This window comes from Stenotrophomonas sp. 86428_Sma (assembly GCF_056481585.1).
The window spans coordinates 280,626-301,973 of the sequence record NZ_CM151156.1; the positions used below are offsets into that span (position 1 = coordinate 280,626).

A 21,348-nucleotide genomic window follows, 5' to 3' on the forward strand; every position below is an offset into this window, starting at 1 on the left:
AGCTGAACGACTCGAGCGCAGGGCCGGAAAAGTTCAGACCGGATTCACCGCTGTAAACCAAGAATTTGCAAAAGATTTGTAAAACGCTGGGTTTCGAACCCGGCGCCGGATTTACGACTTTTGAACGAATCGCCGTGCTCGGCTAGGATCGCATCGATGTCTTCCGCTCCCTTCCACCGCCGCATTGCCCTGGCCACCTGCGTGGTCCTGTCGGCTGTGCCGCTGTCTTCGGCGCTGGCGCAACAGCCGCCGCGCGGCGACCAGGGGCGGGCGGAGATGATGGAGCGGGGCGAGCGCGGCAACCGTGGCGACGAGCGTTCGCTGTCCGATGCCGTGCGCCGCGTGCAGCGCACCACCGGCGGCCACATCCTCGGCGCCGAGCGCGTGCCGTTCGATGGTCGTGATATCAACCGGGTGAAGTACATGGACGATCGGGGCCGGGTCCGCTACATGGACGACCCCGCGCCGTCGCGTTCACAGCCGCGCACGCCGCGGTCGGATATGTCATCACTACGCGGCGATAACCCCTGAACAGGGATAGTTGTCGCTATCAACCCGTACCCCACAGGCCTCCGGGCCATACCCAGGACACTAGGGAGAGTTCATGCGTATCCTTCTGGTCGAAGACGAAGCCCCGCTGCGTGAGACCCTGGCAGCCCGGCTCAAGCGCGAAGGCTTTGCCGTCGATGCTGCGCAGGACGGCGAGGAAGGCCTCTACATGGGGCGCGAAGTTCCGTTCGATGTCGGCATCATCGACCTCGGCCTGCCCAAGATGTCGGGCATGGAGCTGATCAAGGCCCTGCGTGACGAAGGCAAGAAGTTCCCGGTGCTGATCCTGACCGCGCGTTCGAGCTGGCAGGACAAGGTCGAGGGCCTGAAGCAGGGCGCTGACGATTACCTGGTCAAGCCGTTCCACGTCGAAGAACTGCTGGCCCGCGTCAATGCGCTGCTGCGCCGCGCCGCTGGCTGGAGCAAGCCGACGCTGGAATGCGGCCCGGTTGCGCTGGATCTCGCCGCCCAGACCGTCAGCGTGGCCGGCAGCAATGTCGACCTGACCAGCTACGAGTACAAGGTGCTGGAGTACCTGATGATGCATGCCGGTGAACTGGTCTCGAAGGCCGATCTCACCGAGCACATCTACCAGCAGGACTTCGACCGCGACTCGAACGTGCTGGAGGTCTTCATCGGCCGCCTGCGCAAGAAGCTGGATCCGGATGGCGAGCTGAAGCCGATCGAGACCGTGCGCGGTCGCGGCTACCGTTTCGCGATCCCCCGCAACGAGGGCTGAGCCGGCTCACCCTGGCGATACCATGATGTCCGGCCGTCTGTGGTTCTTCCGACGCTGGCGGCCGCGCTCACTGCAGGCGCGCCAGATGCTCGCCGCGTCCGTGGGCCTGGTCGCGTTCCTGGCGCTGGCCGGTTACGCGCTCGACGCCGCCTTCGCCGATACGGCGAAGGCGAACCTGCGTGAGCGCCTGAAGAACTACGCCACCGCCTATGCGGCCGGCATCGACTTCACCCGCGACCGCTCGCTGTACATCCGCGAGCAGCCACCGGATTCGCGCTTCGACGTGCCCGGCAGCGGCCTGTACCTGCAGGTGGTGATGCCGCACGGCAAGGGCAATTCGATGTCTGCCGAAGGCCCGATGCTGCCCACCGTCGGCGGTGGCCTGCTGGCGCCGCGCCAGGAAGTGTTCGAAGGCCCGCTGCCGATGATCCAGATCGACGGCAGCCAGGGCTCGGTGTACCGCTATGGCCTGGGCCTGGTGTGGGACGCCGACGCCGATCCCGCCACCGAATTCCCGTACACCATCTACGTGATGGAAGACTCGCGCGCGCTGGGTGCGCAGCTGCGGGTGTTCCGTGGCCGGGTGTGGTTCTACCTGGGCGGCATCGGCCTGATCCTGCTGCTGCTGCAGACCGTCATTCTGCAGTGGAGCCTGCGCCCGCTGCGCCGCGTGATCACCGAGCTGACCAAGGTGCAGCGTGGCGAGACCGCGCGCATGAGCGAGCGCCACCCGCGCGAGCTGGAACCCCTGACCGACAGCATCAACGCCTTCATTGAAAGCGAGCGCGAGAACCTCGAGCGTCAGCGCAATACCCTGGCCGATCTGGCACACAGCCTGAAGACGCCCATTGCGGTGCTGCGCACGCAGATGGACAGTGGCGCGGGCGATGGCGCGCTGCGCGAGGAGCTGGACGTGCAGCTGCAGCGCATGAACAACCTGGTCTCCTACCAGCTGGCACGTGCTGCGTCGTCGGGCCACAAGCTGTTCTCCGCGCCGCTGCCGATCGAATCCAACGCCGAGGAAATCGTGCGTGGCCTGGAAAAGGTCTATGCCTCGAAGGGCGTGCTGTGCGAATTCGATATCGACCCGGCCGCGCGTTTCCACGGCGAACCGGGCGACCTGCAGGAACTGCTCGGCAACCTGCTGGAAAACGCCTTCAAGTGGGCCAACCGCCGCGTGCTGCTGACCGCGCAGCCGCTGCCGGCACCGAACGCGCGCCGCGCCGGCCTGCTGCTGGCGGTGGACGACGATGGCCCCGGCATCGCCCCGGACGACATCGGCAAGGTGCTGCAGCGTGGCGTGCGTGGCGACGAGCGCGTGCAGGGCCACGGTATCGGCCTGTCGATCGTGCAGGACCTGATCAAGGATTATCGCGGTGAACTGGCTGTAGGCCGCTCCGAGGAACTGGGCGGTGCCCGTTTCGAAGTGCGCCTGCCGCCGGGGCCGTAATCCGCGCGTTCCCGTCTGCCGGGCATCGCCTGGCGCAACAGCGCGTGGTGTTCCGGTAGTGCCGGCCGCTGGCCGGCAACCTCATGAACTTCGGTGGCATTGCCAGGTTGCCGGCCAGCGGCCGGCACTACCGTGTTTCGATCGTCGGCGGCTCGCCATAGAACCGCCGCAGTTGCGCGTTCCCGCCCGCCGGGCATCGCCTGGCGCAACAGCGTGTAGTGTTCCGGTAGTGCCGGCCGCTGGCCGGCAACCTCATGATCTTCGGTGGCATTGCCAAGGTGCCGGCCAGCGGCCGGCACTACCGTGTTTCGATCGTCGGCGGCTCGCCATAGAACCGCCGCAGTTGCGCGTTCCCGTCCGCGGGGCATCGCCTGGCGCAACAGCGCGGGTGTTCCGGTAGTGCCGGCCGCTGGCCGGCAACCTCATGATCTTCGGTGGCATTGCCAAGGTGCCGGCCAGCGGCCGGCACTACCGTGTTTCGATCGCCGGCGGCTCGCCATAGAACCGCCGCAGCTGCGCGGCCACCTCCGGCAACGCCTGCTGCAGCAGATCCGGCGCGGAGAAGTGGTACTCGCTGGTCACCGCGAAGAACTCTTCCGGCGCTTCGGCCGCATACGGGTCGATCAACGTCTCCTCGCCGGCATCCACCTGCGCGCAGAAGGCGTCGTAGGAACGCTGGAAGGTGGCTGCCCACTCGCGCTGCCACTCGCGCGGCAGTGGCGGCGTGCCGTCCATCGCGCCATCCAGCGCATCCAGCTTGTGCACCATCTCGTGCACCGCCACGCAGTAGCCCTCGTGCGGCGCCGCCAGGTCGGCCTGCACATCGGCCCAGGACAGGATCAACGGACCGCTGTCCCACGATTCGCCAATCAGTTCGTCATCCCACTCGTGTAGTACCCCGGCCGCATCCATGTGGCTGCGGTGCACGCGGAACGCATCCGGGTAGACGATCAGCTGCGACCAGCCTTCCAGTCCTACCTCGCCGAATTCCAGCAGCGGCAGGCAGCACAGCGCGGCCAGCAGCACACCATCGCCGGCCTGCAATTGCAGGTCACCAATCGGGGTAATGGTCTTCTCATGCAGGAAGCGCGTGGTCAGCACACGCACGCGTGCGCGGCGTTCGTCGTCCAGTCCGTGCAGCCAGGCTGCGCGGCGGCAGGCGTCATCCCAAAGTGCATCGTCGATCGGCCGCGGCGCAGGCCGCAGCCACTGCAGCAACGACTTGATCAGCGGAACATTCCCGGCAGGTAGCTGTGCCACTTCGGCGCGCGGATGCGCGGCAGCATGTCGTCGTCGCTGCCACCGCCACCGGTGGTGGTGCTGGCCGCCGGGCGTACCGGTGCCGCCTTGGTGCTGGCGGCCGATGCGCTGGCGGTGGGCGCGCGCTGCGAGGCGGCATCGCCATTGGAGGACACGCACGCCCCACGGCTGTCGTCCAGCGCTGCCGTCGCAGACGCCGCGAAGGGCATCGTCAGCAGGATCAGGCAATGGGCATAACGGCGCATTGACGACATCCACGTTAAGGGAGGGTGAGTTCCCGATTCTAGCCCGAACCCGGCGCCCCGTTGGAAGCCCCCGCGAAACCCAGCGTGGCGGGCGTCGCTGGCAGCTTTCCCGCATAATTCCTTCCTGACTTCGTGGAAGCTGCCGTGGACGATCGCCAATTGCTGGCCAAACTCGCTGCCGGTCGCCTGTCCGGCGACGCCCTGGCCCGTGAGCTGGGCCAGACCCGGGCGGCCATTTGGAAGCGTATTCAAGGACTTAGGGCCGCCGGTGTGGACGTCGAGGGCCGCGCTGGCGAAGGCTATGGCCTGACCCGCCCGGTCGACCTGCTGGACCCGGATGCGATCCGCGCAGGCCTGCCTGCAGAGGTTATGCCGCTGCTGCACGACCTGCAGGTGGCCTGGACGGTGGACTCGACCAACGCCGAATTGCTGCGTTGCAGCGCGCCCCAGCGCGGGGTCAGCGTCCTGCTGGCCGAACGCCAGACCGGTGGCCGTGGCCGTCGTGGGCGTGCCTGGGCCTCGCCGCTGGCCGCGCACATCTACCTGTCGGTGCTGCGCCTGTATTCCGGTGGCCTTGGCCGCCTGGCCGGACTGAGCCTGGTGGCGGGCATCGCCGTGGCCGAAGCGCTGCACGACCTGGGCTACACCCAGGCGCAGCTGAAGTGGCCGAACGACCTGATCGTCGATGGCAAGCGCAAGCTGGTCGGCCTGCTCGCAGAAGGCGGTGGCGAGTACGCCGGCCCGGCGCGCGCGGTGATCGGCATCGGCATCAACACGCACATGCCGCCGTCGTTCGCCGAGCAGATCACCCAGCCGTGGGTAGACCTGGATACGCTGGCTGGCAAGCCGGTGGACCGCAACGTGGTTGTCGCCGCGGTGCTGGCACGCCTGCTGCCGGCGCTGGAAGAATTCGATCGCGAAGGACTGGCCCCGTTCCTGCCGCGCTACGCCGCGTTCGACATGCTGGCCGGCCGCGAAGTGCGCGTGGAACTGGACGGGCAGTGGCAGCACGGCACCGCACTTGGCCTGGCTGACGACGGCGCGCTGCGCGTGCGCATCGATGGCCAGGAACGCCTGCTGCACGCCGGCGAAGTCAGCGTGAGGGCGGCATGAGCGATTGGTTGTTCGACCTGGGCAACTCGCGCTTCAAGTTCGCGCCTTTGCAGGGTGACCGAGCCGGTGATGTGCAGGCCTGGGCGCATGGCGCCGAAGGCATGGCCGGGCAGCCGCCGCACAGCCTGCCCAGCGGCACCACCGCGTTCGTGGCCAGCGTGGCCGCACCGTCGCTGACCAGCGCCATGCTGGACCAGCTGCAGCGCCGCTTCGAACACGTGCACGTGGTGCGCACCAGCGCCGAATGCGCGGGCGTGCGCATTGCCTATGCCAAGCCGGAAAAGTTCGGCGTCGACCGCTTCCTGGCCCTGCTGGCTGCGGCCAAGGCGCAGCGCCCGGTGCTGGTGGTCGGCGTGGGCACCGCACTGACCATTGACCTGCTCGACGCCGATGGCCAGCACCACGGTGGCCGCATTTCCGCATCGCCCACCACCATGCGCGAAGCACTGCACGCGCGTGCCGTGCAGCTGCCGGCGACCGGCGGCGACTACAGCGAGTTCGCCAACGACACCGCCGACGCGCTGGCCTCTGGCTGCGACGGCGCGGCCGTGGCGCTGATCGAACGCAGCGCACAGCAGGCGCACACGCTGCTGGGCGTGGCACCGTCGCTGCTGGTGCATGGTGGCGGCGCACCGGCGCTGATGCCGCTGCTGCCCGGCGCCGACTACCACCCATCGCTGGTGCTGGATGGCCTCGCCCGCTGGGCGGTGCACCAGCCCGCAGGCTAGTATCCGCGCATGCTGACCCGTGCCCTGATCGTCGTACTGGCCATCCTCAATCTTGGCGTCGCCTGCTGGTGGCTGCTGCGCGATGCACCGCAACCGCCCGCGCCGCCGCCGCAACCGGCCGGTGTGGCCGAGCTGCGCTGGGTGCCCGGTGGTGTGGATGCCAATGCCGCAGCCGAAGCGACTGCCGCTGCCCCGACCGCACCGCTGGTGGAGCGCGAACCGGCGGCGAAGACGGCTGTGGCTGTGGCGCCCGCGCCGGCCTTGCCGGCCAAGCCGGACATTCCCAAGCCGCCGACGGCTGACGCTGCGGCGGTTGCTGCTGCCGCCAAGCCGGTAGCGCCGCCTGCACCCGTACCGTCACCGGAAAAACCCGCAACCCCGCCCGCGGCCGCTGAGCCGCCGCGCTGCGTCGCACTGGGCCCGTTCGCCGACCGCGCCGCTGCGAGCAGCGCGCAGGGCAAGGCCGGCACGCTGATCAGCCAGGTGCGCCTGCGCGAACAGCCCGCTGCCAGTGGCAGTGCCCGTTACCGGGTGATGCTGCCGGCCGCCGCCAACCGCGACGAAGCGCAGGCCACCGTGAAGCGCATCGTCGCCGCCGGCCTGAGCGACTACTACATCATCAGCCAGGGCGAGGACATCAATGCCGTGGCGCTGGGCCAGTACCGCAACCGCGAAGGCGCCGAGCGGCGCATGGCGGCGGTGCAGGCCGCAGGCTTCCAGCCGCGCCTGGTCGCCAGCGGTGACGCCGGCCAGTGGTGGCTGGAAGGGCAGCTGGCGGCGGGCACGCAGCCGGCCCAGGCCCAGCAGCGCAGCGGGGCGGCACAGAGCCGGTCGCTGGAATGCACGCGGTTGCGCTAGAATCCCCGGACCGCGGCGCTGCCGCCGGTGCACCACCCATGCCGCTTTAGCTCAGTTGGTAGAGCAACTGTCTTGTAAACAGTAGGTCATCCGTTCGATTCGGATAAGCGGCACCATCTTCGATCCCTTGGCATCCGCACATGTCTACGGGGAACAATCAACCCGCTGAAATAGCGGGTTTTTTTGTGCGTTGCCGTTCCGGAAAGAATGCGGGTCTGCAGGCGTGTTCAACGCGACCTCGTAAGACCCCTTCTGAGTTGGTTGCAACGCTGGAGCATACGTTCGCCAGACTGTTCATTCATTCGAATGCGGCCATCGACGAGAAGGGGATAGGTCTCGAGACGGACACGATAGGCTGCTTGCGAAGACAGCTGCACTGCAGCGTCGTCCGTGCCGATGGCGGCTCCAGGCAGCGAATCCTCTCGAACAACGCCATTTACCTGAAGCTGTGCGCAGAGCCCGGCGTAGTAGGCGACGCGTTCATCAAGCGCCTGAGGGTGCCTTGTGGCATGACCCAGCGCATGGAATGTCTCGTGTGCGACCAGATCGACAAGGTTTGCAACTGTCCGTCCGCGGTCGTCATGTATCGAAGCCGCAAGTGCCAATGTCTTCCCACCCGAGAACGATCCCAAAGCACGCGACTGTATCGTCGCGGCGGTATCCGTTGGCACGAGAAGAATCCGGTATCTGTTCGCCTTTGCTTCTATCCATGATTCGGAGAATTTCGCTGCTGCATCAATGCGCGTACAGGTATCGGCAACGTCAATCTGTGATCCTGCAGCCATCAAGAGCAGGATTCCGTGCTGGGTGTTGGTGCAGTGAAACGATTCCAGAGCGGGCAGGTCCTTGTGCCCTGGAACAATGGAGAGAGACCGGAAGTAGCGGAATGGCCCGAGAGGCGTGGACACCAGCTCGGTATAGCCATCCGGAGGGATGCCTTGTGGAAATCCAATCGTTGTGGCGCAGCCTGCCAGGATGGAGGCGGCGAATGCGGCGAGTACGACTCCTTTCATCGCTTCTCCCAAAGGTGCGGGTGCTCAAGGTGCACCCGCACCTCCTGTTGTTTACTACATCTCCATGCACAAGTGCGGCGACGGGTGGTTGACGCAATCCCGTCCTTCGAACTCCAGGTAGTAGCTCGCCTTGGTAATGCCTTCCTGTTTGGCTTGCCCAGCGATAACCTGCGGGCCATTTCCGTATGCCGAATGGAAGGGGAGCAGGTCGTAGCTCAAGGCATCGCCATTACCCACATTTGCGTATATCCAGGCATTCACCGCGTTAGGATCCGCAACTCGGATCACGGTGCCTGTCCTGACCCATGAAAACGTTTGGGACGCGCTGATTGCGCCGGTAGCGACGTTCTTTACCCGGAGTATCGCATTGCCCGTGGCAGGATACGGTATGGTTGATCCGGATGTATCCAGCTCAAACGTCGCGGCATCTGGGAGTACGCTGAGAGACGAGAGCAGGGAGTTGTAGATGCTCCTCTTCCCACCACCGTCCCCTTCCCAGATAACTTCCATACCCGCCTTGCACTCTCCGCCACCTGCTTGTTTTCCACTGCACTCGCCATAAGCTCGAACACTCTTCAGGGTGCAACCTGTGAACAGAAGTGCGCTTCCCAATGCGATAGTGGAGGCGGCCAGTATGCTCTTGGAATTCATTCTCATGCTAGATCTCTCCTTGGTCTAGAAGGATGCGTGGTCCACCGTGGTTTCGAAACCACGCGGAGCAGTTGAAATGAGATCGACAGAGGTAGATGTGACTTCGGTCTTGGAATTGAGTATCCGTCGGTGTCGTCGAGTATCACTCTCGGAAATGAGGCGCGTGTGCGAGTGCAAGGAAGCATTCCACAGCGAAGTAGAATCCGGGCGTTTGTGCAGAAGCTCTCGCCAGCTACCTCCCACCCACCTGCAACGCCACATACTCCGCCAAACCACGGCAGGCCAATATCAGCCCCTCGCGCGCACCATCGCCGATATCGTCTTTCTCTTCCCCATCCACGCGCACGCGCTCAGCGGCGTGATACAGCTCCAGCAGCGACACCAGGCCAACCGCAGCGCGGTCCCGGCGTGCGGCGGCCACGGCCTGGCCGGGTGTGCTGGCGGGCCCCGTCCACGGCTGTCCGTCGGCGGCATCACCGGCGCGGATGCGTTGCAGGCAGCTGGGCAGGTTGATTGGCGCGGGTGCCTCGTTCGCAGCGGCGAAGGCCGCTTCCAACGGCTGCGCCAGTTCCGGCGGCAGGCGCAGGGCGGCCTCGCCCAGGGTTGCGGTCAGGTACGGGTGATGGGCGTTGGACATGCGGGCATCCTCGTCAGGAACAGAGGTGCCGCCACGATAGGGTGGCGGGCGATGCGTGGCTTCCAAGACCGGGAATCGATGAGCCGGCGGGCACGGGGCCCCCACGCACCGCCCGCCGTCGATCGGCGAACGGATTGCCAGCCGGCGCCGCTCTTGGGAAGACGGCGCCGGCTGGCAAGCGTATACAGCATCGATTACGCGGGCTTGGAAGACCCGACCACCTTTGCAGGTGGCGATTCATCATGCGCACGTGAAATCACCGCCTGCCAGTCGTTTGTTTCGATGGCATCGGGTGATCTGACATTGCAATGCCAGAAGCGACATATCGCGCCGAGCTGCAGCCAACGACGAATCCTGGTGCGTCTTGCTGTCGCACAACCCTTCATGGCCCAGGAAGTAAAGCTGGCTTAACCGTCCCGGCAAAGCTCCAAGAACACCCTATCAGACATGAATCCCCGCGCGCGCCACGCGGATCTTGATAATCCTCACGGACAGCCCGCAGCGCTGCACCGCATACTGCCGCCACACGCCCATCCTGGGCCCCTTCGGGATCCGCACATGCGTCGCCATGCCCTGCCGCTTACCGTCGCACTGTTGTCCACCGCTTTCGTTACCCCGGCCATGGCCGCCGTGCCGTTCTTCAACGCCAGCTGCCCGGGCGGCATCGATGTGCACGCCGACGATGGCGGGCCGGTCTACGTGCAGGGCCGCGAGGCCACGCTGAAGCGCTTCAACGACCGCTACTTCGAAGCACGCGATGCCAACAGTGGCATCACGCTGTCGATCAGCAGCAACGAGGACGGCACGCCGCAGATCAGCTACACCGGCCGAGGCGGCGCCAATGGCATCTGCCAGGTCATTGTCAGCGGAACGCCCGCATCGTCTGAACATCGCGACCACCGTCGCCACGATGACGACAACGACACGGCACTACCGCGCGAAGTCACCTGCGAGTCCACCGACCAGCGCCAGGTGTCGTGCGACATGGATACCCGTGGCAACGTGGAAATCGTGCGCCAGCTCAGCCACACCCGTTGCGAACAAGGCCAGAACTGGGGCCTGTCGCGGCATTCGGTGTGGGTCAATGGCGGGTGCCGCGCGGTGTTCCGCAATGTGTCCAAGGCGGCCAACAGCGCGCCGGCGGGCGATACCGGGCTGGGTTCCTGCAACATGCGCAAGGGTGCGCAGGGCACGCTGGTGACCCAGCTACCGGTGGGCAGCGATTACCAGGAACTGATCATCGATTATCCCGATGGCCGCTTCCTGTGCATGATGCGCAACAACGGCCAGGTGCAGAGCTTGACGCCGGTTCGCCGCCGCGGCGGTTGAGTTCGTCGCGCCTGCGGCCGTATGGTGGCCCCCCATACACCCGTCTGGTGGCACCTCCATGTCCCATCTTCTGGCCAAAGCAGCTGAGAAGCAGGATCTCGACCGCATCGACGCACTGCTGGATGCCGGCGCGGACATCGAGTGGCAGCACAAGGGCACCGGTCGCACGCCGTTGTTGTCGGCGGTGATCGCCGGAAAGGCTGACGCGGTGGCGCGGCTGCTGGACCGCGGTGCCAACATCCAGCATGCCTGCACGGCGGTGGGCTTTACCGCACTGGGATGGGCGGCCGAGCGCAACGACGCAGACATCGGACGCCTGCTGATCGCACGCGGCGCCTCGCTGGACGTGGCCTCGCCGGAACTGCATCGCACACCGCTGATGGTGGCGGCGCAGGGCGGTCATCTGCCGATGGTCGAGCTGCTGCTGGCTGGCGGTGCTGATGTCGCACGCGTGGATTTCGAAGGACGCAATGCGCTGTCGCTGGCCGAAGCGCGCGGGCATGCGGCTGTGGTGCAGTGCCTGCAGGCAGCGGGCGCACAGATGCCACCGGTGTTGGAGGAGGCGTCGCCGCTTGCGTGGCCTGAACCGGCCGCAGAAGGGGAACCGGCAGCCGTGGTGCGTGGCTATATGCTGGCCTGCCATGCGTGGGAAACGCGTGGTTACCGTGATGCCAAGGCCGGTGGAGACCTGCTCGGTAGTCCATCATTCCAACAGGAGCGCGCGAACATCCTTGCGGCCTGGTGTACCGACCGGAAGCGGGTGTATTCCACGGGCATGTCGGTGGGCAATCCGCCGGTGCACGTGCCGGAGGATCTGCTGGCCGCCGTCGGTCAGCCGACGGCCTCCAAGGCCGAAGTGCTGGTACGTGACCATGCACAGAAATCCCGCGCTCTACGTTACGAACGCCTGTTCGTGCTCAAGCGCGTGGCAGGGCAATGGCGGATCGACGTGCTGAAGAAGCGCCTGTTCCGCACCGAAGCGTGGTCGTCGGCGATTCTCTGAGCGCGACCCGCCGCGCGTCAGCCACACGTCTTCCGCAGCAATACCCACGTCAGCATCAGGGCGAACGTTCCGACCAAGGTCAGGCCAAACCACAGCGCCGCCACCTTCACGTTGCCGATCAACGCTGCCAGCATCCGCTGCGGCTCGCTTTTCAGGATCGGATATTCGGCGTGTGCCTTGCGCAGACGCTGCCAGCCAAGCCCAAGGAACACCAGGATGGAGAACGGCACCACCAGCAGCGTCGCCTGCATCAGCCAGCCATTCGGCGACGCATCGATCGAGTTGCTCAAAAAAACTGCGAAAACGGCGATGGGCAGCGCCACGGTGAAAAAGCGTGGCCACGCGGTATTGATGAAGGGCGACATCGCAATCTTCCATGAGGGGCGGCTGGGTCCGCGCGGCATCATGCCATGCCAATGTCCTGCTGCACCGCCGCGAGTGGTGTCACATCCCTCTGGCTAGACTGTGCTTCTTTTTCCCCCGCAGGAGGCACCCATGGCCCATCCCATCTCCGTATCCCTGATTGGCGTTCCCACCGACGTGGGTGCGGGCCATCGTGGTGCCCGACTTGGCCCGGAAGCGCTGCGCGTGGCGGGCCTGCCGGAGGCGCTGGAGGCGCGCGGCGTGGACGTGCGTGACCTGGGCAACCTGGATGGCCCGCGCAACCCGTGGACCGCGCCGGTGGAAGGCTACCGCCACCTGGATGAAGTGGTGGCGTGGAACCATGCGCTGATGGAAGCCAGCTATGCCGAACTGCAGGCTGGCCGCATGCCGATCATGCTCGGCGGCGACCACTGCCTGGGCATTGGTTCGATAACTGCGGTGGCGCGCTGGTGCCGCGAACAGGGCAAGACCCTGCGCGTGCTGTGGCTGGATGCCCATTCGGATTTCAACACCAGCGACGTGACCCCGTCGGGCAACATCCACGGCATGCCGGTGGCCTGCCTGTGCGGCCTCGGCCCGGATGCGTTGACCCGCCTTGGTGGCACCGTGCCGGCGATCACCCCGGCGCAGATGCACCAGATCGGCATCCGTTCGGTGGACCCGGACGAGAAGCGCCTGATCAAGACCCACAAGGTGGATGTCTATGACATGCGCTACATCGACGAGAACGGCATGAAGCGCACCGTAGAAGCAGCGCTGGCAGGCATCGACGAGAACACCCATCTGCATGTCAGCTTCGATGTGGACTTCCTCGACCCCAGCATCGCGCCGGGCGTGGGCACCACTGTGCCGGGCGGGGTGAACTACCGCGAGGCGCAGCTGGTGATGGAGATGATCGCCGACACCGGGCGCATGGGTTCGCTGGACATCGTCGAGCTCAACCCCTTGCTGGACAAGCAGAATGCCACCGCCGAACTGGCCGTGGACCTGGTCGAAAGCCTGTTCGGCAAGTCCACCCTGATGCGTGACTGACGGCGCCGCCTGAACGGATCTGTGATCCGTTCACGCCCGCTCCACGCCACTGCCGCCAGATTGCACTTCACGCGGCGGTGGTGGGCGTTGGCCTTCTCCCGCCGAGCGAAACAATCCCATCCGCGAATGAAGCGGTGTAGCGGCAAACCCAAGGAGAAGCCCATGAAGCGCGTAGTTGCCCTGATGCTGTTGTCGATGTTCTCGGTGGCCCTGCTGGCCGGCTGCAACACCATTGCCGGTGCCGGCAAGGACGTGCAGAAGGCGGGCGAGAAGGTCGAGGACACCGCGAAGGGCCGTTGAGCCCTGCACGGAACGGAAAGAGAAAAGGCCGGGGATTTCCCCGGCCTTTTTTTGCGCGTGCTTTTCGCTGCGTGCTGTCGAAGCGGAGTGAACCATTCAAGCAGGTGAGCATCTATTTCATTGCCGGTTGACCGGTATTCAACAGCCGCTGCGCGAAGCTGGAGCCACGGTAAGAACGCCGTTGCAACCAAGGACTCCCAGCAATGAACAAAGACATCATTTCCGGCAAGTGGTCGCAGCTGAAGGGCAAGGCCCAGGCCAAGTGGGGCGATCTGACCAACGACGACTTCGATGTGGCTGAAGGCAATGCCGAGTATCTGGCCGGCCGCCTGCAGGAACGTTATGGCTGGGCCAAGGACCGCGCTGAGAAGGAAGTCCGTGAGTTCCAGGATGCCGTGAGCAAGGACTACCCGGACTACAAGTAAGCGCTACGGTTTTCCCCCCACGGCACAACGCCCGCACCGAGAGGTTGCGGGCGTTGTGCTGTCCGGGCGGCCGCTCAGCGCGCCGGCGGGTCCGGCACGTAGCGGTTCGGGAACGCCTGCGGTTCGCGCGGCAGGCGCGACGGCGGCGTATCGACCAGGATGCCGCGCGCGCGCAGGTTGCGGGCGCTGTCGTAGCGCAGCTGCAGAACCTGCGCCGGGCTGCGGCTGGCGCGTTCGAAGTCGGTATCGCGTACCGACGACTGCTCGCGTGCGCCGTGGCCGGTGCCCAGCGCAGGGGCCTGTGACTTGCTGGCATAGCCCTCGATGCGGCTGTTGCTGGCGCTGGCATCGGCCGCCGCTTCGGCCGTCGGGGCCGGTGCCGGCAGCGGCAGGCTGCGGCGCAGGATCGGATCCGGACGCCAGCGGCGCGCTTCCTCGAACACCGCCACGCCGACCACGCCGATGTTGTCCGGGCGACCGGTGCGGCTGGCATAGCTGCCGCTGGGGCTGCTGAACACGAACTGCGCCACTTCGTCCTGGCTCTTGCGCCAGCCGGTGATGTCGGCGCGCTGGCCGGGGTTGAGCACGTAGCCGGTCTGCGAAGGATCGGCATCTTCGCCGGAGATGGCGTTGATGCCGTCTACCGACAGCACCACCAGCACCCGGCGCGGGCTGTCGTTGTACAGGCGCACGGCGTAGCGGTGGCCGCGCTCGCCGGCCACCCAGCGCTGGCCCTCGGCGGGGTAGCTGCGCAGTTCGGTGCCGCGGTCGCGGTCGACCAGGGCCATGCGCACGGGGCCGCCGTCGTACACCGGCGGCGGCATCGGGGCCGGGCGGAAGCCGGCCAGGGGCAGGATCAGCAGCAGGGGCAGCAGGCGTTTCATCGGGCGTCTCCAGCGGGGTTGCGTGAATGAACGCGCCGCAGGCCCTGACGGGGTTGGTGGCGTGCAAGGTAAACTGGCCCCGTTCATCGAAGGTTACCCCACGCAGTCATGACGACCCGAGTCCTTACCGGCATCACCCCCTCCGGCACGCCCCACCTGGGCAACTACGTTGGCGCCATCCGTCCGGCCATCGCGGCCAGCCGCGCGCCGGGGATCGAGAGCTTCTTCTTCCTGGCCGACCTGCACAGCCTGATCAAGTCCCAGGACCCGCAGCGCACCCAGCGCGCGACCCTGGAGATCGCGGCCAGCTGGCTGGCCTGCGGGCTGGACCCGGAACACGTGTGGTTCTACCGCCAGAGCGACATCCGCGAGACCACCGAGCTGATGTGGTTCCTGACCGCCATCGCCAGCAAGGGCATCCTCAACCGCGCGCATGCCTACAAGGCGGCCGTGGACAAGAACCGCGAGGAAGGCGTGGACGAGGATGCAGGCGTCAGCGCCGGCCTGTTCATGTACCCGGTGCTGATGGCCGCCGACATCCTGATCTTCAAGGCCAACCAGGTACCGGTGGGCCGTGACCAGATCCAGCACATCGAGATGGCGCGTGATTTCGCCCAGCGCTTCAACCACGTGTACGGCAAGGAGTACTTCCCGCTGCCGGACGTGGTGATCGACGAGCAGGTGGCGACGCTGGCGGGCCTGGATGGCCGCAAGATGAGCAAGAGCTACCACAACACCATTCCGCTGTTCGTGCCGCGCGAGGAGCTGAAGAAGCTGGTGTTCTCGATCCTGACCGACTCGCGCGCACCCGGCGAGCCGAAGGACACCGAGGGCTCGGCGCTGTTCCAGATGTACCAGGCGTTCGCCACCCCGGAACAGACCGCGGAATTCGCCAAGGCGTTCGCTGCCGGTATCAGCTGGGGAGATGCCAAGCAGCAGCTGTTCGAGCGCATCGACTGCGAGCTGTCGCCGCTGCGCGAGCGCTACAACGCGCTGATGGCCGAGCCGGAGAAGATCGAAGCGCTGCTCAAGCGCCGTGGCCAGCAGCTGCGAGAGCAGCTGGCGGCACCGCTGCTGGACGAGCTGCGCCATGCGGTGGGCCTGCGTGATCTGTCCAGCGCGGGCGATATCGCCAGCGAGGATGCCGGCGTGGCCCGCGTGGCACCGCCGCTGTTCAAGCAGTACCGCGAGAAGGATGGCCGTTTCTACTTCAAGCTGACCGCCGGTGACGGCACGCTGCTGATCCAGAGCGAAGGCTTCGATTCGCCGCGCGATGCGGGCCAGCTGATCGCGGTGATCAAGCAGGCCGAGCAGGGCGACCAGTTGCAGAGCGAGCTGTTCAAGCTGGACGCCGAGGTAGACGCCGTGCTGGCTGCCCTGGCCGTGCTGCGCGAAGCGTAAGGGGTAGTGCCGGCCGCTGGCCGGCAACTGCACGTTCCCCAGGCTCCCGGAAATGCCGGCCAGCGGCCGGCACTACCACGGCATTTGCATAGGAAATGCCAGCCAGCGGCCGGCACTACCACGGCATTGACCCATGGCATGATGTCCGCGCGCCTCCGGCGCGATGACATGGAGTCTGAAATGGCCTGGTTGTCGCTGCTGCTGTTCCTGCCCTGGTTCCTGCTGCTGGGGAGCCTGTACTGGCTGTTCCCGCGCCAGCCGCGTACCGCGCGGCGGCGCCTGTTCGACAGCACCACCCTGGTGCTCGCATTCGCGCTGAGCATCGTGTCGATGCTGTGGGGCTACCGCATCGGCGTGGTGCAGCCGGGCGCCGGCCCGATCTGGCCGCAGGTGCTGGCGGTGCTGTACGCCTACGGCGCGTTCCTGGCGGTGCTGGTGTTGGCCCTGTTGCTGCGGCCGCGGTTCGCATTGCGCTCCGGCTGATCGGTAGTGCCGGCCGCTGGCCGGCACATGCATTCTCCTGGCTATCCCGAGGTTGCCGGCCAGCGGCCGGCACTACCCGACCAAAGCCGCATCGAACCCGGGCCGCCTGCGCGCCTACCATGGGGGTCTGTTCCCGATCCTGCCAGGTGCGTGCCGATGACCGCCGACCCCAGCATCCACACCATCGATACCGGTTTCCAGCGCCCGGATTTCGACGCGGCGTACCTGATCGTTGAAAACGGCCGTGCTGCGTTCGTCGACTGCGGCACCGGCCTGTCGGTGCCGGCGATGCTGCAGGCGCTGGCAGAGGCCGGCCTGGGCGTGGAGGCGGTGGACTGGCTGCTGCTCACCCACGTGCATCTGGATCATGCAGGCGGTGCAGGCCTGCTGATGCAGCAGTTGCCGAATGCGAAGGCGGTGCTGCACCCGCGCGGTGCGCCGCACATGATCGATCCGACGCGCCTGATTGCGGGTGCCACGGCGGTATATGGCGCCGAAGAGATCGCGCGCAGCTATGGCCGCATCGAGGCGATTCCGGAGCACCGTGTGGTGGTGGCCGAAGACGGCCACCGCATCGATCTGGCCGGCCGCGAGCTGGTGCTGCTGCATACCCCGGGCCACGCGCTGCACCACTACTGCGTGTGGGATGCGCGCAGCCGCAGCTGGTTCACCGGCGATACGTTCGGTATCTCCTACCGCGAGCTGGATAGTGCGCAGGGTGCTTTCATCTTCCCCACTTCATCGCCGGTGCAGTTCGATCCGGAGGCGATGAAGGCCTCGATCCGGCGCATGCTCGATTACGCGCCGCAGGCGATGTACCTGACCCACTACGGTCGTGTGGAACAGGTGGAGAAACTGGCCGACGACCTGTTCGAGCAGATCGATGCGATGGCCGCCATCGGCCGCCAGTGCGATGGCCGACCGGACCGCCACCGCTGCCTGCTGGCCGCACTGCAGGCGCTGTACCTGGAACGTGCACAGCTGCATGGCTGTGCGCTGGACGATGCGGCGGTGACTGCGGTGCTGGCGATGGACATCGAACTCAACGCGCAGGGCCTGGCCTGCTGGCTGGACCGCATCAGCAAGTAGATCCACGCCACGCGTGGATGACGTGGACCCAGGCTGCGCCGTGATGTCACGACCACGTTACACTCTGGTGACTTCCAAGCTAGCCGTGGTACTGCCGTGAATCCGATGCGCGTGTTGCTGCTTTCGTCCTGCCTGTTTGTCGGTGGCCTGGCCCATGCGGCCAACGACCTGCCCGGCGGCGGCATCGATCCGCAGGCACTGTCGCGCCATGTGCGCGTGCTGGCGTCGGATGAATTCGAGGGCCGCGCGCCGGCCACCGAGGGCGAAGAGCGCACGGTGCAGTACCTGATCGAGCAGTTCCGCAGCTACGGCCTGCAGCCGGGCGGCGTGGACGGCAGCTGGGTGCAGCCGGTGCCGCTGGTGCGCGCGCAGCTGGACGGCGCGGCCAAGGCCAGCCTGTCGCTGAAGCAGGGCAAGCGCGCGCTGGCCAACGGCATGGACGTGACCCTGCAGAGCCTGCAGCCGCGCAAGCGCGTGCAGATCAAGGATGCGCCGCTGGTGTTCGTCGGTTACGGCATCGACGCGCCGGAACGCCAGTGGAACGACTACAAGGATGTGGACCTGCACGGCAAGATCGCCGTGGTACTGATCAACGATGCCGATTTCGAAGCCGATGCGCCGGGCGCGTTCGACGGCAAGGCGGTGACCTACTACGGCCGCTGGACCTACAAGTTCGAGGAAGCCGCGCGCCGTGGCGCCGAGGGCGTGCTGATCGTGCACGAGACCGCACCGGCCGCCTATGGCTGGGCCACGGTGAAGAGCTCGGGTACCTCGCCGCTGTTCGACATCGAGCGTGGCCAGGCCGAGGCGATGGCCCAGCACACCCCGCTGCGTGGCTGGATGCAGCGTGAGCTGGCCGAGGCGATCTTCGCCGACGCCGGCCTCGACTTCGATGCCGAAAAGCGCAAGGCGATGCGTGCCGACTTCCGCCCGGTGGCGCTGGACAACGCGAAGCTGAGCGTCGATTTCGCGCTGAAGCGCGAGCAGGTGGTGACCCGCAACGTGGTGGCCAAGCTGCCCGGTGGCGAGCATGGCGACGAGGCGGTGATCTTCTCCGCGCATTGGGATGCGTTCGGTATCGGCCAGGCCGATGCCAAGGGCGACCGCATCCGCCGCGGCGCGATCGACAACGCCACCGGTGTGGCCACGGTGCTGGAACTGGGCCGGGTGTTCGCCGCCGGCCCGCAGCCGCAGCGCACGCTGTACTTCGTGGCTCTCACCGCCGAAGAGAAGGGCCTGCTGGGTGCCAGCTACTACGCCGCGCACCCGCTGGCGCCGCTGGACAAGACCGCTGCAGTGCTGAACATCGAAATGTTCAGCCCGGATGGCGCGACCCGTGACATCGCGTCGTGGGGCAAGGGCCGGGTCTCGCTGGAGGGTGACCTGGAGCGCGTGGCCAAGGCCCGCGGCCGCAGCTACAGCCCGGACCCGAACCTGGAAGCCGGCTTCTTCTACCGTGCCGACCATTTCGCCTTCGCCCGCCTGGGCGTGCCGGCGATCACCATCGGCCCGGGCCTGGACAAGCTGGACGGCGGCGTTGAAGCCGGCCGCGCGCTGCGCGAGAAGTACTTCGCCGACTGCTATCACCAGGCGTGCGATGCCTGGACCCCGAGCTGGGACCCGAGTGGCCACGCCGCCGACACCCTGCTGGTCTACGACCTGGGCGCCGAGCTGGCCAACAGCCGCCGCTGGCCGACGTGGGAAAAGGAATCGGAGTTCCGCGGCGCGCGCGACAAGAGCGAAGCGGCCCGCCGTTGAGGTAGTGCCGGCCGCTGGCCGGCAACTCCCTGCTCTTTCCGGAGGTTCATGAGGTTGCCGGCCAGCGGCCGGCACTACCGAAAGAATATGGCGTTGCCGGCCAGCGGCCGGCACTACCGAAAGAGGTGGCGTTGCCGGCCAGCGGCCGGCACGCCCGGGTATTCGTCAGCGCCGGCGCAGCAGCTTCCACGCGCCCCAGCCACTGGCGGCGAGCGCTGCCAGATAGCACGCCACCATCGTGCGCAGTCCAACCGGCGACCCTGCATTGATGCCGCGATGCAGGCGCAGCTGCAGCGAGCTGTGGCCGCTGCCCAGGTCCACCGCCAGCTGCAGCGCCAGCGCGGCGCAGAACACCAGCAGGGCAATCCCGAATCCGATGCGCGGCCACGCGGCCTGTGCGCTGGGGCGGCGCAGCAGCCAGGCCAATGCCGTGGCTGCGGCCAGCGTCGCCGCGATCCACATCAATGGCGTGGCGGGAGACGCAGCGGCCACCGGCATTGCACCGGTGGCCGCGATCAGGGCAACGCGCTTACTTGCGGGTGCCGTCGAGCCAGTTCGGGCCCTTGTTGGTGAGGAAGAACACATAGACCACCAACGATACCGCGATCGTCGCGGTCACGTAGATGGCGAACCAGTCGACGTGGCCGGTCTTCAGCGCGCCCTGGTACAGCAGCGGGGCGGTGCCGCCGAACAGCGAGTTGGCCAGCGCGTAGCCCAGGCCCACGCCCAGTGCACGCACGTGGGTCGGGAACAGCTCGGCCTTCACGACGGCGTTGATGGAGGTGTAGCCGGTGAGGATGACGAACGCCAGCGCCAGGGTCAGGAACGCCAGGGTGGCGTCATGCTGGTGCGGCAGCTGGGTGATCAGGTACCAGCTGTACAGCACGCCACCGACGCCGAAGAACACCAGCAGGGTCTTGCGGCCGATGATGTCCGACAGCCAGCCACCGACCGGCTGCAGCACCATCAGGAACGCCAGCACGCCCAGGTTGATCAGGGTGCCGGTCATCGGATCGTTGCCGGCGAAGGCGCTCTGGATCATCTTCGGGCCGTTCACCGAGTAGGTGTAGAAGGCCACGGTGCCGCCGGCGGTGATCAGAAAGCACAGCAGCAGCGGCCGCCACTGGTGCACGAACAGTTCGTACATCGAGCCGGACTTCTGCGCCTTGCCCTCGCGCGCGGCCTCGATGGACGACTCCGACAGCGACTCGTCCATGCCCCGGCGCAGCCAGAACACCACCACTGCTGCGATGCCACCGATGCCGAAGGCGATGCGCCAGCCCCACTCGGAGATCTCCGGCTTGCCCCAGAAGGTCAGCATCAGCAGCAGGGTCAGCTGGGCCAGCACATGACCACCGACCAGGGTGACGTAGTGGAAGGAGGACAGGAAGCCGCGGCGGCCGGGAATGGCGGCCTCGGACATGTAGGTCGCGCTGGCACCATATTCGCCACCGGTGGCGAAGCCCTGCAGCAGGCGCGCAAACAGCAGGATCACCGCGGCCCAGATGCCGATGCTGGCGGCGGTGGGGGTGATGGCGATCAGGAACGAACACAGCGCCATCAGCGTGACCGAGACGGTCAGCGCAAGGCGGCGGCCATGGCGGTCGGCGAAGCGGCCGAAGAACCAGGCACCGATCGGGCGCATCAGGAAGGTCGCCGCGAAGATCGCCCACACGTACATCGTGGAGTTCTTGTCGTCGGGCGAGAAGAACTGCGATTCGAAGTACACGGCGAACACCGAGTACACGTAGACGTCGTACCACTCCACCAGGTTGCCGGCGGAGCCTTTGAGGGTGTTGGAGATCGACCGCCGCAGGGCGGCGCGGTCGTTCGCGGGGACAGCAGGTTGGGACGTGGTGCTCATCTGGGTGGGAATCCTCGATGCGGCGCGTCCGTGCGCAGGGAAAACGGCGCCCGGCCTTGGGGCGGCGCGGCCGGGCAGCCCTCTTGGTACTGCATCGACCGTCAACACGGGGTAGCAGACCAGAGCAGGGTGCATGGATGGATGACAGCGTGC

Annotated in this window: 24 protein-coding genes and 1 tRNA gene; 16 read left to right on the forward strand and 9 right to left on the reverse strand. The window is 66.6% G+C overall.

The genetic code is table 11. From position 1 onward, the window contains the following. Positions 1-156: 156 nt before the first annotated feature. The 3 genes from ACZK3J_RS01195 to ACZK3J_RS01205 all read left to right on the forward strand — a co-directional run bounded on the left by ACZK3J_RS01195 (position 157) and on the right by ACZK3J_RS01205 (position 2,738). Complete coding sequence (locus tag ACZK3J_RS01195) at positions 157-531, forward strand: hypothetical protein (protein ID WP_049399851.1); 375 nt, start codon at positions 157-159, stop codon at positions 529-531. A gap of 73 nt (positions 532-604) precedes the next feature. Continuing rightward, on the forward strand, positions 605-1,288 hold the full coding sequence (locus ACZK3J_RS01200; RefSeq protein WP_004136763.1) for a response regulator transcription factor: 684 nt from the start codon (positions 605-607) through the stop codon (positions 1,286-1,288). Between the two features lie 25 nt (positions 1,289-1,313). Next, on the forward strand, positions 1,314-2,738 hold the full coding sequence (locus ACZK3J_RS01205; protein WP_032128221.1) for an ATP-binding protein: 1,425 nt from the start codon (positions 1,314-1,316) through the stop codon (positions 2,736-2,738). A gap of 468 nt (positions 2,739-3,206) precedes the next feature. On the opposite strand, the gene ACZK3J_RS01210 is transcribed toward ACZK3J_RS01205, so the two are convergent. Then, complete coding sequence (locus tag ACZK3J_RS01210; RefSeq protein ID WP_478476307.1) at positions 3,207-3,998, reverse strand: M90 family metallopeptidase; 792 nt, start codon at positions 3,996-3,998, stop codon at positions 3,207-3,209. Further along, positions 3,965-4,243 carry a hypothetical protein gene (locus ACZK3J_RS01215; RefSeq protein ID WP_010486993.1) on the reverse strand — a complete coding sequence of 93 codons (279 nt, stop codon included), beginning with the start codon at positions 4,241-4,243 and terminating at the stop codon, positions 3,965-3,967. The genes ACZK3J_RS01210 and ACZK3J_RS01215 overlap by 34 nt, the downstream gene beginning before the upstream one ends. Before the next feature lie 144 nt (positions 4,244-4,387). Between ACZK3J_RS01215 and birA the strand changes: the two genes are divergently transcribed. The 4 genes from birA to ACZK3J_RS01235 all read left to right on the forward strand — a co-directional run bounded on the left by birA (position 4,388) and on the right by ACZK3J_RS01235 (position 7,058). Continuing rightward, complete coding sequence (gene birA, locus ACZK3J_RS01220; RefSeq protein ID WP_049462325.1) at positions 4,388-5,356, forward strand: bifunctional biotin--[acetyl-CoA-carboxylase] ligase/biotin operon repressor BirA; 969 nt, start codon at positions 4,388-4,390, stop codon at positions 5,354-5,356. After that, a complete protein-coding gene (locus ACZK3J_RS01225) occupies positions 5,353-6,084 on the forward strand; it encodes a type III pantothenate kinase (RefSeq protein ID WP_005407698.1) in 732 nt (243 codons plus the stop codon). Before birA ends, ACZK3J_RS01225 begins: the two co-directional genes overlap by 4 nt. Positions 6,085-6,093: 9 nt before the next feature. After that, a complete protein-coding gene (locus tag ACZK3J_RS01230; RefSeq protein WP_049462324.1) occupies positions 6,094-6,942 on the forward strand; it encodes an SPOR domain-containing protein in 849 nt (282 codons plus the stop codon). A gap of 40 nt (positions 6,943-6,982) precedes the next feature. After that, positions 6,983-7,058: transfer RNA gene (locus ACZK3J_RS01235), tRNA-Thr, on the forward strand. A 111-nt stretch (positions 7,059-7,169) separates the two neighbouring features. Here ACZK3J_RS01235 and ACZK3J_RS01240 read toward each other — a convergent pair. From ACZK3J_RS01240 to ACZK3J_RS01250, 3 genes are all read right to left on the reverse strand, one after another. Then, positions 7,170-7,955 (reverse strand): hypothetical protein, encoded by a 786-nt coding sequence (locus ACZK3J_RS01240; protein ID WP_152911149.1) that lies wholly within the window; start codon positions 7,953-7,955, stop codon positions 7,170-7,172. A 54-nt stretch (positions 7,956-8,009) separates the two neighbouring features. Next, positions 8,010-8,612 carry a hypothetical protein gene (locus ACZK3J_RS01245; RefSeq protein ID WP_152911148.1) on the reverse strand — a complete coding sequence of 201 codons (603 nt, stop codon included), beginning with the start codon at positions 8,610-8,612 and terminating at the stop codon, positions 8,010-8,012. Positions 8,613-8,838: 226 nt separating this feature from the next. Further along, a complete protein-coding gene (locus ACZK3J_RS01250) occupies positions 8,839-9,243 on the reverse strand; it encodes a hypothetical protein (RefSeq protein WP_049462322.1) in 405 nt (134 codons plus the stop codon). 558 nt (positions 9,244-9,801) lie between these two features. Between ACZK3J_RS01250 and ACZK3J_RS01255 the strand changes: the two genes are divergently transcribed. Continuing rightward, positions 9,802-10,572 (forward strand): DUF3011 domain-containing protein, encoded by a 771-nt coding sequence (locus ACZK3J_RS01255; protein ID WP_032128184.1) that lies wholly within the window; start codon positions 9,802-9,804, stop codon positions 10,570-10,572. A 58-nt stretch (positions 10,573-10,630) separates the two neighbouring features. After that, a complete protein-coding gene (locus tag ACZK3J_RS01260; protein WP_049462321.1) occupies positions 10,631-11,575 on the forward strand; it encodes an ankyrin repeat domain-containing protein in 945 nt (314 codons plus the stop codon). Positions 11,576-11,592: 17 nt separating this feature from the next. Here the strand turns inward: ACZK3J_RS01260 and ACZK3J_RS01265 are convergent, their stop codons facing one another. Further along, on the reverse strand, positions 11,593-11,940 hold the full coding sequence (locus tag ACZK3J_RS01265) for a hypothetical protein (RefSeq protein WP_049462320.1): 348 nt from the start codon (positions 11,938-11,940) through the stop codon (positions 11,593-11,595). 130 nt (positions 11,941-12,070) lie between these two features. Here ACZK3J_RS01265 and rocF point away from each other — a divergent pair, with 130 nt between their 5' ends. The 3 genes from rocF to ACZK3J_RS01280 all read left to right on the forward strand — a co-directional run bounded on the left by rocF (position 12,071) and on the right by ACZK3J_RS01280 (position 13,716). Beyond that, positions 12,071-12,991, forward strand: coding sequence for an arginase (gene rocF / locus ACZK3J_RS01270; RefSeq protein ID WP_094001609.1), 921 nt, complete (start codon positions 12,071-12,073; stop codon positions 12,989-12,991). 162 nt (positions 12,992-13,153) lie between these two features. Continuing rightward, positions 13,154-13,291 carry an entericidin A/B family lipoprotein gene (locus ACZK3J_RS01275; protein WP_008266021.1) on the forward strand — a complete coding sequence of 46 codons (138 nt, stop codon included), beginning with the start codon at positions 13,154-13,156 and terminating at the stop codon, positions 13,289-13,291. Between the two features lie 203 nt (positions 13,292-13,494). Then, on the forward strand, positions 13,495-13,716 hold the full coding sequence (locus ACZK3J_RS01280; protein WP_004153772.1) for a CsbD family protein: 222 nt from the start codon (positions 13,495-13,497) through the stop codon (positions 13,714-13,716). Between the two features lie 74 nt (positions 13,717-13,790). Here ACZK3J_RS01280 and ACZK3J_RS01285 read toward each other — a convergent pair whose 3' ends face one another. Then, the gene (locus ACZK3J_RS01285; RefSeq protein WP_478476308.1) at positions 13,791-14,600 is read right to left on the reverse strand and encodes a hypothetical protein; all 810 of its coding nucleotides are present in this window, start codon (positions 14,598-14,600) and stop codon (positions 13,791-13,793) included. 108 nt (positions 14,601-14,708) lie between these two features. Between ACZK3J_RS01285 and ACZK3J_RS01290 the strand changes: the two genes are divergently transcribed. From ACZK3J_RS01290 to ACZK3J_RS01305, 4 genes are all read left to right on the forward strand, one after another. Next, positions 14,709-16,001 (forward strand): tryptophan--tRNA ligase, encoded by a 1,293-nt coding sequence (locus ACZK3J_RS01290; RefSeq protein WP_478476309.1) that lies wholly within the window; start codon positions 14,709-14,711, stop codon positions 15,999-16,001. Between the two features lie 180 nt (positions 16,002-16,181). After that, complete coding sequence (locus tag ACZK3J_RS01295) at positions 16,182-16,484, forward strand: hypothetical protein (RefSeq protein WP_065724234.1); 303 nt, start codon at positions 16,182-16,184, stop codon at positions 16,482-16,484. Positions 16,485-16,640: 156 nt separating this feature from the next. After that, the gene (locus tag ACZK3J_RS01300) at positions 16,641-17,573 is read left to right on the forward strand and encodes an MBL fold metallo-hydrolase (RefSeq protein WP_049462315.1); all 933 of its coding nucleotides are present in this window, start codon (positions 16,641-16,643) and stop codon (positions 17,571-17,573) included. A 105-nt stretch (positions 17,574-17,678) separates the two neighbouring features. Further along, positions 17,679-19,331: a M28 family metallopeptidase gene (locus tag ACZK3J_RS01305; RefSeq protein WP_049462314.1), complete on the forward strand. Its 1,653-nt coding sequence runs from the start codon at positions 17,679-17,681 to the stop codon at positions 19,329-19,331. A gap of 165 nt (positions 19,332-19,496) precedes the next feature. Here ACZK3J_RS01305 and ACZK3J_RS01310 read toward each other — a convergent pair whose 3' ends face one another. Together ACZK3J_RS01310 and ACZK3J_RS01315 are read right to left on the reverse strand one after the other, a co-directional pair. Further along, positions 19,497-19,793, reverse strand: a complete 297-nt coding sequence (locus ACZK3J_RS01310) for a hypothetical protein (RefSeq protein ID WP_049462313.1) — start codon at positions 19,791-19,793, stop codon at positions 19,497-19,499. 67 nt (positions 19,794-19,860) lie between these two features. Then, positions 19,861-21,195: an MFS transporter gene (locus tag ACZK3J_RS01315; protein ID WP_043035190.1), complete on the reverse strand. Its 1,335-nt coding sequence runs from the start codon at positions 21,193-21,195 to the stop codon at positions 19,861-19,863. Between the last annotated feature and the right edge of the window lie 153 nt (positions 21,196-21,348).